This is a genomic window from Citrobacter tructae (genome assembly GCF_004684345.1).
GTDB lineage: Bacteria > Pseudomonadota > Gammaproteobacteria > Enterobacterales > Enterobacteriaceae > Citrobacter > Citrobacter tructae.
This window is the reverse complement of sequence record NZ_CP038469.1, coordinates 521,224-534,200: the sequence shown is the minus strand read 5'-3', so window position 1 is coordinate 534,200 and position 12,977 is coordinate 521,224. Positions and strand designations below refer to the sequence as shown.

At 46.8% G+C, this 12,977-nt stretch carries 11 protein-coding genes and 3 pseudogenes; 2 read left to right on the top strand and 12 right to left on the bottom strand.

The window, feature by feature from the left end:
- Positions 1–48: 48 nt before the first annotated feature.
- Positions 49–516: a DUF6392 family protein gene (locus E4Z61_RS03120; RefSeq protein WP_135321490.1), complete on the bottom strand. Its 468-nt coding sequence runs from the start codon at positions 514–516 to the stop codon at positions 49–51.
- Positions 513–2,207, bottom strand: a complete 1,695-nt coding sequence (locus tag E4Z61_RS03115) for an S-type pyocin domain-containing protein (RefSeq protein ID WP_240703845.1) — start codon at positions 2,205–2,207, stop codon at positions 513–515. The genes E4Z61_RS03120 and E4Z61_RS03115 overlap by 4 nt, the downstream gene beginning before the upstream one ends.
- A gap of 503 nt (positions 2,208–2,710) precedes the next feature.
- On the opposite strand from E4Z61_RS03115, the pseudogene E4Z61_RS03105 reads away from it, so the two are divergent.
- Positions 2,711–3,604: pseudogene (locus tag E4Z61_RS03105) on the top strand (integrase domain-containing protein).
- 218 nt (positions 3,605–3,822) lie between these two features.
- Here E4Z61_RS03105 and E4Z61_RS24025 read toward each other — a convergent pair.
- From E4Z61_RS24025 to E4Z61_RS03095, 5 genes and pseudogenes are all read right to left on the bottom strand, one after another.
- The gene (locus E4Z61_RS24025; RefSeq protein ID WP_240703873.1) at positions 3,823–4,239 is read right to left on the bottom strand and encodes an LA2681 family HEPN domain-containing protein; all 417 of its coding nucleotides are present in this window, start codon (positions 4,237–4,239) and stop codon (positions 3,823–3,825) included.
- Positions 4,240–4,431: 192 nt separating this feature from the next.
- Positions 4,432–4,488 (bottom strand): annotated as a pseudogene (locus E4Z61_RS24280) (hypothetical protein); the annotation flags it as partial.
- Between the two features lie 24 nt (positions 4,489–4,512).
- A complete protein-coding gene (locus E4Z61_RS24275) occupies positions 4,513–4,722 on the bottom strand; it encodes an LA2681 family HEPN domain-containing protein (RefSeq protein ID WP_332600974.1) in 210 nt (69 codons plus the stop codon).
- Between the two features lie 153 nt (positions 4,723–4,875).
- A complete protein-coding gene (locus E4Z61_RS24015; RefSeq protein ID WP_240703844.1) occupies positions 4,876–5,547 on the bottom strand; it encodes a hypothetical protein in 672 nt (223 codons plus the stop codon).
- A gap of 58 nt (positions 5,548–5,605) precedes the next feature.
- Positions 5,606–6,106, bottom strand: coding sequence for a YrhA family protein (locus tag E4Z61_RS03095; RefSeq protein WP_135321487.1), 501 nt, complete (start codon positions 6,104–6,106; stop codon positions 5,606–5,608).
- Positions 6,107–6,259: 153 nt separating this feature from the next.
- Between E4Z61_RS03095 and E4Z61_RS24010 the strand changes: the two are divergent.
- Positions 6,260–6,423 (top strand): annotated as a pseudogene (locus E4Z61_RS24010) (Arm DNA-binding domain-containing protein); the annotation flags it as partial.
- 137 nt (positions 6,424–6,560) lie between these two features.
- Here E4Z61_RS24010 and E4Z61_RS03080 read toward each other — a convergent pair.
- The 5 genes from E4Z61_RS03080 to E4Z61_RS03060 form a co-directional block, all read right to left on the bottom strand.
- On the bottom strand, positions 6,561–9,017 hold the full coding sequence (locus E4Z61_RS03080) for an ankyrin repeat domain-containing protein (RefSeq protein WP_135321486.1): 2,457 nt from the start codon (positions 9,015–9,017) through the stop codon (positions 6,561–6,563).
- A gap of 79 nt (positions 9,018–9,096) precedes the next feature.
- A complete protein-coding gene (locus E4Z61_RS03075; RefSeq protein ID WP_135321485.1) occupies positions 9,097–10,305 on the bottom strand; it encodes a glycosyltransferase in 1,209 nt (402 codons plus the stop codon).
- Positions 10,306–10,872, bottom strand: coding sequence for a hypothetical protein (locus E4Z61_RS03070; RefSeq protein WP_135321484.1), 567 nt, complete (start codon positions 10,870–10,872; stop codon positions 10,306–10,308).
- Positions 10,869–11,993, bottom strand: coding sequence for a glycosyltransferase (locus tag E4Z61_RS03065; RefSeq protein ID WP_135321483.1), 1,125 nt, complete (start codon positions 11,991–11,993; stop codon positions 10,869–10,871). Before E4Z61_RS03065 ends, E4Z61_RS03070 begins: the two co-directional genes overlap by 4 nt.
- Positions 11,984–12,955: an NAD-dependent epimerase/dehydratase family protein gene (locus tag E4Z61_RS03060; protein WP_135321482.1), complete on the bottom strand. Its 972-nt coding sequence runs from the start codon at positions 12,953–12,955 to the stop codon at positions 11,984–11,986. Before E4Z61_RS03060 ends, E4Z61_RS03065 begins: the two co-directional genes overlap by 10 nt.
- Between the last annotated feature and the right edge of the window lie 22 nt (positions 12,956–12,977).

Below are 12,977 nucleotides of genomic sequence, written 5' to 3'. Positions count from 1 at the left end.
AAGCAGCACTACCGACATATCGTGCTGCTTTGTGAAGAAAGATGAAATCTACCAACGAAGGGCTGAAGTTGGGAGAAAAGTTATTTTTTTTACCATTTCGTCCAGATCGTAACTGACTTGCATTGCTATAGGCATATGAAAATCCTCTATGGCATAACGTTCAGTCCATCCAAAGGATTTGTTTGCTACCTGACGTGGAGGAGCAGCTTTGTCTGGTTCCCCGAAGGTATCATGCACCCATTGTCGTGACATTTCTGCTTTGAGTGGCGTAGGTAAATCATTGGGGAAAACCCACCCTTTTATACCATCCCGCTGAATTCGTAACGTTATTTCCTGAAGAATTATTCCATCTCGTTTGAAAGAAAGAAATACTCCCTCTTTGACCATATCAAGATTAAGGTCAGGATCTCCATATTCCCCAGAAGGTTTCGTTTTGTACGGTATAATGTCCTGAGCAACTATTTCGTGATACGTTTGACCTAAGCAACGGATCAATGCCTCAATATTTATTGTCATTTATATAATCCCACTGATGAATTAAATTTATGCATTTTAATCCTTGCTGCTTCTATTTGTGCTTCTGTAGCACCATGCTCTTTCAATGCTGGTTTTATTGCATCAAGGTTTCTGTCCACTGCTGCACGCAAATTAGAAGCATCTAATTTAATCTGAGTTTCACTATTCCTACGTCCATAGGTTTCGCTGATTTTTCGGTGAGCATCTATTGGAACAATAATTGCCGCGACCTCATTTGCCAAATCATTAATATCATCTTTATCCAATAATGGATCTAAGTTTCGATAATATTCTTTTACTGCTGCCTTTGACGGTATATGATCAGCATGATATTTACCTTCACGAGAGCGCCCTTCGAGATTACTATATAAATCAACTTCTAAAAACTCAACAGGTGGCTTGCTCAGGTATACATAAATCGGTGGAATATTCGGCAACGGCAGAATAAGAATATAATCCGCAAAATTCTTTTCTTCTGGGGCCGGAGTGGTTGTAGCCTCAATACTGGTATCTTCCGGCAACGGATCAACAACTACCGGATTAGGTATCCGTACCGGGTTCTGGTTGCCTGTATTTGAAGGAACATTGACACCTGAACTGTCGGGCGTCCAGATGATGGTGATACGCGGATCTTCCTCTGTGGTGAACGTATACGCTTTTCGGCTGCTGTCCCACTCCATTTTGCGCACACGCACCATATCTTTACCGGGTGGCGTATGCCAGCCATGAGGAACAGGATTACCTTTATCATCCTGTTCCCACGTATAACGCACACGGCTTGGTGCTTCACGCATTTGCTCAAGTCTCATGCGGTCAATAAAATCCTGTTCACCGTCATTGAGCCTGCCGGGCATCATTCCCAACACGACTGCTGCGATGGGGGCACCGGGGCCACTGGCAGCAATCCTTCCAATTCCTGTAGCCATCTCACCAAGTTTTACTGCCCACGTTCCTGACGTAATGGCATTTCCGCCTACCAACCCAAGAACGCTGGCACCTTCAACAGCCATTTGAGCATTAGCAGCACTTGTAGCTGCAGCCGTTGCCCGCTGATATTCGATTTCTTCGTGATCACCGTTCAGCCATTTATACAGGGCACTTCGCTTTTTCGGTTTCGGTATATCGTCTACAGGTTTCTTTTTCTTGGCGGTCTGAGCATGTTGGGGAACATCAGTATCGGAAGCTGGATCAGCAGGTGGAACTGCCTGATAAAATGCCATTGCCGCAAAATTAGTATGAGGTTCCTGCTCTTCCCCGGCATCATTACAACCTTCACCCCGAAGGCAGGATTTGGCAAACACACGATTACGATCACGTTCTTCTACCAGTTGTTTTTCCTCGGCCTCCTGCTGTTCTTGTTTTTCCCGCAGAGTGGCAAGAGCAAGCAATCGCGCCTTTTCTGCCTGCTCTTCCGGCGTATCATCCTTGATATAGCAATCCGGGATAGTCTGTATAAACCGTGCACGACACGGACAGGAACTTACACTGTCCAGCGTTCCTGCGAGCCTTCTGCCTTCGTCCCATGTATCAGATGTGCCACCCAGAATTCTATATGTTCCCGGATGCTGACCGCACGACACGGAGTCACCTTCCCGTGCTCCCGCTACACCATACCAACTTAGTGTTTCATCCCCGGTCAGTATCTTTCCCCCGCAGGTAGTCGGATCCCTTACCCGCAGGTAAAACCCCATCGCTCCCATTAGTCTGTTCTCCTGTCCTTAAAGACGTTACCTGCCGAAATGTCCGGGGTAAGTTCATTGGTATATTGACACTCCATTCCATTTTCCCTGTCATGCAAGGCTTTGCTGCCGCGTGACCGTAAAACTGCACCAGAATCCGCGATCTTTCGCGCACTAGACCCGACCAGTGCGTCACTTTCGTCGCGCAAAGCGACAAAGTGACGCACAACTACCATACCGCGCCGTACCACTGTTTTCAGGGCTTCTGCGCATATTCCCTAATCTGATACGTCCTTTTTGGGCCGCTGTCAGCAAAAAAGAGGAGAAAAAGATCGATACCGAGGGGGGCATGATGCCCCGGAGAATTCCTGCTCTGGCAGGCAGTCCGTACCGCGTACAGGCTGAAACTCCCTATACCTCAACAGACAGCCACTCCGGCGTAAAGGTATCGTTCTGGTGCAGCCAAAAAGCAGATGCCGGAGAAAGTTTGTGTTCTCAAATCATGGGGGAAGTGTATGGGCAGATTAGGCGGTGAAATGAAAGCGCTGGCAAAACACTGTGGCGGCAGCCATAAGACGGTGAATGATCGTATCCATATTGTGCAACGTTTCGACCACCATTTACGGGCGCTGAACATCCAGATCCAGCGGGTGGCACAGATCAAGGTTCGCCACATTGAAAGCTACATTCCATGAAAGGCTGGCGCAGGGGATCGGCAAACGCACGCTGCAAAACGAAATGGCCTCGCTACGTGCGGTGCTGCAACAGGCCGGGCGTAAGCAGATCGCAGAGCATGAGCGACTGACCAATAAATCTCTGGGGCTCTCTGGCGCAGCCCTCAGCGGTACGCGGCAGGCAATCACGCAGGAGCATTATCGTCATACGCTGGAAACTGCACGTATGAAAGATCCAGGGCTGGCGGCAACTCTTGAGCTGGCGCGGCTGATGGGATTACGTTCACAGGAAGCGGTACAAAGCGTGCAGTCACTGAAAACGTGGAAACAGGCCGTTGAACGTGGCGACACGCGACTGACAGTAGTTTTCGGCACCAAAGGCGGACGGCCCCGCGAAACGGTGATTCTGGATGCTGGTGCCGTCAAAAAAGCGCTGGATAATGCGTTAGCTGTTGCAGAAGCCGTAATTACCGGCTGATCGACAAGCCCGATCTGAAAAGCGCAATGGACTACTGGCACAATCAGGCAAAACGAATAGGCCTGACTGGCGCATATTCTCCGCATTCGCTGCGTTATGCGTGGGCGCAGGATGTGATACATCATTATCTGGCTCAGGGATTCAGCAAGAAAGAGACGCTGGCAATGGTGGCGATGGATCTGGGACATGGTGACGGGCGTGGGCGATATGTAGCGCAAGTGTATGGAATGAGGGATCAGGTCATGAGTCACCTCTGATTAAGAGTTTACTCACTTAGTCGCGTTCCACTAATGCAGGGTAAGGTCATTAAAACAGGCATTTCACACTAATAACTTAGGGATATAATATAAGCCATACAAAGCCGTTAAAATAGTTGTAATAGGAGATGTGATAGAAGGGTGATAAGGGGAATCCATAATCCCCCTCATTAATGTAAATCTTGATAAATCTATTCTAGATTCTGCTTTAAAGGTACTTATCTAGGCATATAAAGGCCGTCTTTTGGGCGTTTACGCTCTTCAAAGTGTATTGCAAGAGATAAATACATAATTGAATTCCGTGCTAGCGTAATGAGTTGCATAAGTCTAGATTCAAACTGGCTTATTGGGATTGAAAGAGAGTATGAGGATAATCTCTCTTTCTCATCAATATTCGATTTTACTTTTTCGAGTTGCGTGTTTAATTTCTCAATTTGATTCTGAAGTTGATCTAACAATTCAGTGTTGTTATCTTTTTTAGCTTGTTTAAGTTGTAATCCAATTTGATTGATTTCATTTAATAGGGCATGTACTAATTCCTGTTGTTTGTTAAACTCATCATTGTGATAGCTATTATAGGATGCAGCAAGCTCGTAACCGAAATCATCTGCAATTTTTAATGAACGATGTTCCATAGCATTTCTAATATCTGCAAATGATACGGCGTTAGGGTCTAAGCACTTTGTTACAGTATCTGAGTTACCAACTTTACGAATGTCCTTCAAAATATAGAATAAGGCATGTATAAAATGATTATCGCTATCTTTTAGTTTTTTATGTGGCTTCCATTCACCATTATTTTTACCTGTGAAATCTCGAAATAAATTGTCAATGCTGATTTTTTTGTCATGCTTTAGATCATTTAAATCGAAGAAACGGCTAATAAGATATGCGACTTTATCGAAGATTTAATATACAACTCTGAATGCTGATTTCAATTGAGCCACTTTCAAGTTATTTATTGAGTGTGACATATCATCGACATGTTGAAATGTCGAATTGTACATGTGGGAGGTTTTATTTGGTATATCTTTTGAAGAGAAAAACAAATATCGGGCATAACAGTAATCGTTTTTTAACTCATCATAATTCCCGTGATAAGCTAATTCTTCATGCATTGTAAGAGAGCTATTTAGAGATTGAATAAAAGATGGCAATGAGAAAACATCTTGGTAAGCTATTGGATACTCACAGACATCATTTAAATCATTAAGAAAAAGTCTATTTTTAGCACACCACTCTAAATACTATTTATGCTTTCTTAATGTGAATTATTCATTGTATTCTTTGAAGTATTCAAAAGATGAAATTTCAAAAGTGCCTTCAAACCATTTTTTAAAATTGAATAGGCGCCCACCTTCTTCAAGGGGTATTCTTTGATCAGGATATAATTCATTAATTTTTTCCATGCCCCTATTGATAAGTTCATAAGCCATCAAAAAATGATATTCAGAATGGCCATTATCATAAAGTGACTGACCAAGAAATAACTCATTGTCAGCTTTGGCTAAAATTGCCACAGGATTATTATCTATTGAGATTGCTTTATCATAATGTGGAATGCAGCATAATACTCGCCCTTGTGAGGAAAGGCAACTAGCTAAATTAGTTTCAACCATTGACCTAAGATTGTTATAAGCTTCAATGTTTTTCTCGTGACCTTTCCAATCGGTTTTGGGAATTGTATGTAATGCTTTCCTATAAAAAATGATGGCATTCATTAAATCATCTGAGTACCATTCTGTACTGCGATATCTGTAGAGTTCGGAATAACAGTTACCTAAACAATATAGATAATGTGCTTCGTATATTGGATGTGGAAATTCGAAATCGTGTTTAGTAAACCTCTCAACGAGTGCAGCTAACGACTCATGGTCGCTGTTTATGATGAATTGATCTGCTAACGTACCGAACTCATCTAGTTCATTTTTTGTGATTAACAAAATGACTCCTTAGCTGCAAAATTAATAAGTAGAAGGGGCACTATTGCCCCTCTGAAATTTAAGCTACTGTATCTAATATTTCTGATAAGAAATCTGTAAAGTTAGAAAATGATCCAAAGACATTTTCAGTACCGACATTATCTCTAATTTCAAACAGATTTGTTTTGCTATCGTAGGTAAATATAGAAATGCTGTCATTCCCAATAACTAATCGCTCACTTAAATCAGGATTGATGTAATCATCATTATCTCTGTAAAAATCATTCATCACAAACAAGTTTCTTACTAATGGCTCTGGTATGGAAAGGCTAAACAAGATCAGTCCATCAAATTCAAATCCATCCATTGTTTCTAGGAAAGCAACATAATCAGGCTGATTTACGAATAATAGACAAACTTCATCACCTAGCTTTTCAAGTATTGGGCTTAAGCTAGAATTTGATTTTCGCTTAGTTATACTTTCTATGTATTGGTCTATGATAGGCTCTTCTATTGGATAATTCCAATTGGTCATTTTGCTTTTTAAATTATTCAGAATTTCACTAATATTATTACTCATTTTAATTCCTAATATTTAATTCAGCGGATAAATTGAACCTTGAGATTTTGGTTCAACAGCTTAGCGTGAAAATTCTTCCCGATGCATTTTGATTTTACCCTCCGCATCGGGAAAAAAATTAGTGGTCAAATCTGGGGTCAGGTTAGTTCGATTATTGAATGCCCCCATGCGTCTCTCACTGATTCCAAATCCGCAGTCTCAATCATCTGATAACCCCTTTAAGATCTCTGACTCTCACGATCTGTATCTTCTGATTAAACCGGGCCGACTCACGTCACTGGTATCTCAAGTATCGTAGTGACGGCAAAGTGAAAAGAGAAAAAGCAGTGCTAAGAGATCCATGCGGCGATTGTGATCGGTGCTCACAATCGCCGGACCGCTTTTCGGCAGTCTCTCACGTGATTTAACAAGCAGACCCAGCCATAGCCAGATAGCTCTATTCGAAAATGAAACGTTACCAGAAACGTTTTCTGAGTGCGGTTTCAATCTCGATATCAACGCGGTAGAACTGCAAAATCACCCACACGGCATCGACCAACGCCTCGGTCAACGCCGGATAATCATCATTAATAATGGTGTTGATCTGCTCGACGGATTCATCAAGATATTCCTGAATACTCTCTTCAAATTCCTCTTTGGTCGCTTGATTGCGAAAAAAGCTGAAGGTATCCAGTTTTTCAATTAACAGATCGAGTTGTTCTTCAATACCGTTTAACTGCGCAGGCGTGACATCAGGATCACGGGCGATCAGTGTAAAAAAGCTCTGCACTTTGGCCTTAAGTTCGATAATCGTCGGAAGATGAAGTTTATCCGATGCCGCACTGCTGGCCTCTGGTCCGGTTTTTGTTACGAACGGTTGTGGTTCTCCTGCCCCGACGCCAGCTTTAACTTCGGTATGGAGTAAGGCTGGTTCGACTACTTCGCTTTCTTCTTCAGTTGGGAGTGGCGTAACCTCTTGCGCCGTTTCGCCGTTGATATGTTGGCGTAGACGACGGTGGAAATAGCTCTCCGGCTCTGCAAAGACAAGCGCGTGTTCACGTTGGGCCTGGCTATACGGCACCATCTGGAGAAGTGCTTCAAATATCTCTTTATGATCCAATTCGATTGCCGCCACGAGTGGACTGTTACCACGGCAATTCTCTACGGCCAGGTCAGCACCATACTGCTGTAATAACTTCAGGATCCGCACAGCCGTGGATTCAAAACGGGGAAATTCATTTGAGACACCGCCGGTGACGGCGCACAGGGCAGGTGTGAAACCCTCACCATTCTTCACATGCGGGTTTGCCCCTTGCTCCAGGAGCAGTTCGACACAGGATTGGGCACCGTAGTAACAGGCGCACATCAACGGTGTAAATCGTTCATCGACTGAAAACTCTTCGAGTTTTGCGCCATGTTGTAACAGCAACTGAACGGTTTGACGCCGTATTGGGCCGGTTATTGCGTCTATAGAGTAAGTAGAAATCGCTTTATGTAATATCGGCGAGTTATCGAAACCACAATGGGTATGAATATCGCCCCCTTGGTTAATCAGCCATTCAAGGAGTTGACTGCGGCAAGAAATAGCCGCGGCTGAGACAAAGTTAGTATCGTAAATATTGGTCAGGTTTAAATCGAGTCCCTTAGGGAGCAAATACTCCATCACCTGAATGATCGTTTCTTGATCTTCTTTCCATGAACCACGCTGGGTGATGGTCAGTAAGGTCGGTTCTTCCACGGCACCAAATTTCTTATTGATATCGAGACCATACTGTAAAAAGAGATCGAGAAACTGGGGTAAAAACGTTCTATTTTTTACCATGGGGAAGACCAGTAATCGTAAATTTGACCAAATCAACATCTCATAGGATTCACCTGTATTGACAAATTCACTATTGGGGTCAGCGCCATATTTAAGTAACAGCTCAAGTGCCTGATAGATGTAGTCACGTTGATCGGGGTCAGTATATTTTTCATTGTCTAGGTACTGACTGATCAACGGTGCCTGGTAAGAATCTGGTGGCGTCATCTTATAGATGCGATTGATATCGACAGTCACCTTAAGCAGTTTCTCGACAATTCTCAAATCAAACTTAGATTTCAGTGCCGCATAGACCAGACTTTTGGCGCGTGAATCGGCTTTCAGTTGTGGCAAATTGTCGAGTAAATATTCGCAGAAGTCCTGTGCGTTGGCATAAACGCACAATTCCAACAAATTGGCGTCATCCCAAAAACTGCTATCATTGGCCATAATGTAGCGTTCTTTTTTAAAGTCAGGAAACCTTTTCACCAACGGCGCAAAGGTTTCAAGCCCCCAAAACTCACTCGCAAAAATAATATTTTCGATCAGCGCAGACGCTTCGATATCCAGCGCAATATCTTTATTTATGATATGTATAAAAAGGTCTTTACTTCTTTCAGAATATAATATTTCCAGTGGTAGATTAAGTTCACCATTGGTCCAAAAACTCACAGGCTTATTGATGTCTAAATGAGCGTCAAGCAGAAGGTCAATCATGTCTCTGCGTTGATAATCCTGGTAGGTATACTGTGGCTCGGGGTGATAAAGGTAATTAAGCCAACAATTATTGTAGCGATTTTGATAATAAAGATCGGCACCTAAAGTGAGGTAAAGCTTCACCAACGCCGTATTATTAAACTCAATAGCTGAATGAAAGGCGCTAAAACCATTGCACTCAATTTTCGCCCCTTTATCGAACAGGTATTGTACCAGGGATATATCTGACTCGGGACTGCGTGAGAGAGGAACCAGGACGTTACAAGGGGAAATATCGGGATCAATAAAATTGATATCCCCTCCATTAGCAAGGTACGTCTCAATTTTTTGTATTTTTTTAGAGGTGGATAGTTTGCTGTCTAAGCAAATTTTCCGTAGCGTGAGTTTACTATCCTTAAAAATCCAGTTCAGCATAAAATTCCTTATCAGGGGCTAATAATCGCAGACGTTCACACACTTTAGTCAATCGTAATTCAGGCCAATTTCGTTGAATTTATTGTCGCGATTCTGAATCACGCGCATCAACCAACGCCATTAACAACGGTCTCGCCTTTTCCAGTCCTTTTAATCCATCCTTAATCCAGACCCCTTTCCCACTCCAGGCCAACCGCGCAGCATGATCAAACTGGTCATAGTCCACCGGATACACCAGCGCCGGAATATTCTTTTGCAAGCAATGCCACATTATTCCTGCACCACCATGGTGAATGACCGCATCATAGTGCGTTAGCCAGTCATCGTAGTTCACCCAGGATACACGGTAGACATTGTCCTGCCGCTGCGATTCCGCAGCACAATGATGCCCATCAGTGAAATGAAAAACCCACTCGGGCAACGTACTTGCCAGCGCGATAACGGCTTGCATTACCGCATCTTTATGCCAGTCCAGATGCGTACCGAGCGTCACCAGCACATGGTGTTTATTTGCTTCAAAGGGCGGTGCAACACCTTGCGATGGCGGCGTGTAGAGTGCCGGGCCGATAAAACTAACCGCTGCGGGCCAGCGACGCGGGAATTCGAATGTTTCTTCGCTTAGTGCCAGTATACGCAGCGGCGAGTAAGCACTTTCGCTGCCATCCTGCCGATACAGGCGCGTGATACCGATCTGGCGAATAACGTCGCGAAATAGCCAGAACACGGCCAGTTTGAACAGTCGCACTTTTTTACGCTGGAGAGCGTGCCACCCATGCTGAATCGCGTTCTGCGCGGGCATTAACCCGCCGCAATACGCAGGAGCGCCATCGGAGGTTTCCAGCACACAAGGTGACGGCAGACTACTCCACCAGGGGATATCCAACCTGCGACAAACTTCGCCGACAATGGGCAGTGTAAAGTCCGCTATCGCCAGATCCGGCGTACCTTCGCGCAGCCACAGATGTTCCAGTTCATCGGCAAAATTTTTCAATAACCCCACCACGTGGCGAAACTGCCGATACAGCCGCAGCGGATGGGAGCCTACCGCATATTTCGGATTCACCACTTCCAACAGCGGTGTATCGTAATCACCATGCAAAGACAGCCCCATCAGCCCCGCCGCCGCAACAGAAGTAGCCACGCCGTGCGTGCTAATAATCCGCACCTGATAGCGTTCAGACAGCGCCCGCCCTATCGCCAGCACCGGATGTAAATGACCGGAAAACGGCGGTGCCAGCAAATCAATGCGGGTGACACCCGCGGGGATCAGATCAAATAAACGCTGCATCTACGCTCCCTGCTTGCCTGTATCAGCAATAAACCGCCGACACAGCGCCGCCAGTTGCGGCTGTTCAAGATAATTCATATGGCTGCAGGCAATGCGTTGGTCTGCCTGGCGAAACCAGCAACGAGAAATCCAGTCCTGATCGCCTTGTACCAGCAAGTGATGGCAGTCCGGTCGGCGGCCCGCCACCGGTCCAAAAGCAAAAACACTGACGCGCGCCAACCACTCTGGCGGTAAGTGCAGTTGGTTAAACAGTTCCAGTCCGCAACTGCCGGAAAGCAACAACGTATGGCTTGCTGACGCCAGCATCTCCAGCGCCTGTTGTCGGTAGCGCAGGGCAAAGCTGACGTGCTGTGCGCCAAGGTATTCCCGTGCATTGTTGACACTGGCGCGCAGCAGGCCGGTTGCCAGCCATGGCACGGAATGTGCGGTCCACGGAAAATTCACATCCACGTGCTGATGGTGGCCGACGACCTGCTGTATAAACGTTGCCTGTGCGGGACTGAGCGAGCAGTTATCCGCACGGCTACGGCCAGTAATAAAGGCAATCTGCAAATCCGGCTTTATCATAGCGACGTAAACCAATCATTGCTGAAAACACGGTAGCGCCGCGAGCGCCAGTAAATAGTCCGATTCACCAGCGCATTCAGCAAATGGAAAGGCTGAAGTAACTCAGAGAGCAACGACAACAATGGATGCGAGGGGATCTCCGCCGCAACCGCACGCTGAACGTAACGTAGCGCCAGATGGCGTATTGCTAATACCCCCAGTAGCAGAGCCGTTTGGGTCGCACCGCCAAAGGCCAGAATCACCAGTGTCCACAGCAACAGAGGGTGTAGCCCCTGCAACAGAAAAATAGCCAGATTGATTGCCGCACTTTTTTCATGCATCAGTAGTGTGGCAAACAGGAACCAGCGATGCATTTGACGGAAATAGCGTTTAGCATCGGCAACGCTGGTCTGCACGCGCACCGCCGCAGCAGACTGCACAATACGCACGCCATGGCGAGTTAACAGTGTCGCCATCGCCAGATCGTCCGTCAGATGACGTAACACCGGCGCAAAACCACCAGCACTCGCCAGCGTTTTACCGTGAATGGCGTAACACATACCGTTCAGCGTCAGTGGCGGCGAAAACGGTAACAGCGGCAAATAGGTCAGGGCTGAGTTGTCGTTAACAAACTGCGCCAGCAAACGGGAAGGCAGGTTATCCGCCGCATGATACCAGGGAAGCGCGGTCACCAGCGTGCTCTCCGTCAGCGCATCCAGCATGTTGCACAATGACTCCGCGCTCAATACTGCATCATCGTCCAGCACCAGAATCACATCACGCGTTACCTGCGCCCTCGCCTGTTCCAGCTTAAACAGCTTGGGATTAACGCCCTCTGGCGCCTGAGGAAAGGAGAGAACAGTAATATGCTGCTGGGGATAGCGTACTTGCAAACGCTGCGTGACCCGCGCAGCTTCCGCATCGTCATCGTCAATCAGCCAAAGAAATGCCGCACCACGCAACTGCCCCACCGTCGAGGCCAGTACACTTTCCAGTGCAGGATCGCCGCTGAGGATGGGCTGCATGACCATGACCGTATGCAGATCACCGCCACAATGGCGATGCGCAGCGCGCAACATCTTGAGCGCAAAAAAGAGCTTAAACAGCAGAATAAACAGCCAGAGGAGAGCAATCAGCAGCATCCATTCACCGTCCGATAATGTTGTAAAAAATCCTGCACGCAGTGGTGAAGATCCTCGTTTGGCGCGCCAAAATCCTCGCACATCGCCGTGATATTCAGCGTGGCAGAATAACTAAACACCGCAACACCAAAACGGGTGATCGGCGGCTCACCCGCCAGCGGAAACCAACGCCATAGCCACTCCAGCGCACCCGCGACGTGCAACGCCGTGTCAGGATGCACCGTTTTCACCGGCAACGGCAGACCCAACTGCCGCAGCACATCGTCCAGAAATGCCGCCGTCTCCACGGGTTGCCCCGCCGAAATGTTATAGCAGCGTCTTAGTTGAGGATGGCGAGCCGCCCGCAGCAGATAATCACACAGCATTCCAACTGGCATAATCTCGGCCTGCGCTGGCGTGATGTCGCTTCGCAACCTGACCAGTTGTCTTTTTCTCGCCGCGTTCAGCAACGGTGGGAACAGTAACCGGTCGCCCGCGCCGAACACCGCGCAAGAGCGAAAAATCGTTTTCTCGCCACGATAGGCGTTCACCAACGCTTCTGCCTGATACTTACTACGGCCATATTCACTGGTAAAATTCGCCCCGGAGACCTCGCTCTCACGCAAGTTGAATTGATGGGCAAAGCGATAGTAAACCGCAGCGCTCGACAGCAAGATCAAGCGGGGAAAACCATGTTGATTGCAAAAGTCGATCACCTGCCGGGTCGTTTCTACATTGTCGCGTTCATATTCCTGCGGCGTTCCCCAGGGGGACGTTCTGCCCGCCGCGTGGATGACCACATCAGGTATAAAGTTGAGTTGCGCCAGCCTCTCCAGCGACAGCGCGTGATAGCGCAACGTCGGCGGAAAATCTTGCCCTGGCCGCCTTCCGACGCCGCAAAGTTCAAGATCGGCACAGTCAGCAAAGCGGCGCAAAAACGCGCTGCCGATAAATCCCGATGCGCCGGTCAGCAAAATTTTCACCCTAATGTTCCTGTCGTGGGCA

Excerpts from the sequence above, each read along its gene's own strand:
- E4Z61_RS03120 (WP_135321490.1), bottom strand. The coding sequence starts at position 516 with ATGACAATAAATATTGAGGCATTGATCCGTTGCTTAGGTCAAACGTAT.
- E4Z61_RS03115 (WP_240703845.1), bottom strand. The coding sequence starts at position 2,207 with ATGGGGTTTTACCTGCGGGTAAGGGATCCGACTACCTGCGGGGGAAAG.
- E4Z61_RS24025 (WP_240703873.1), bottom strand. The coding sequence starts at position 4,239 with ATGGAACATCGTTCATTAAAAATTGCAGATGATTTCGGTTACGAGCTT.
- E4Z61_RS24275 (WP_332600974.1), bottom strand. The coding sequence starts at position 4,722 with ATGCATGAAGAATTAGCTTATCACGGGAATTATGATGAGTTAAAAAAC.
- E4Z61_RS03095 (WP_135321487.1), bottom strand. The coding sequence starts at position 6,106 with ATGAGTAATAATATTAGTGAAATTCTGAATAATTTAAAAAGCAAAATG.
- E4Z61_RS03080 (WP_135321486.1), bottom strand. The coding sequence starts at position 9,017 with ATGCTGAACTGGATTTTTAAGGATAGTAAACTCACGCTACGGAAAATT.
- E4Z61_RS03075 (WP_135321485.1), bottom strand. The coding sequence starts at position 10,305 with ATGCAGCGTTTATTTGATCTGATCCCCGCGGGTGTCACCCGCATTGAT.
- E4Z61_RS03070 (WP_135321484.1), bottom strand. The coding sequence starts at position 10,872 with ATGATAAAGCCGGATTTGCAGATTGCCTTTATTACTGGCCGTAGCCGT.
- E4Z61_RS03065 (WP_135321483.1), bottom strand. The coding sequence starts at position 11,993 with ATGCTGCTGATTGCTCTCCTCTGGCTGTTTATTCTGCTGTTTAAGCTC.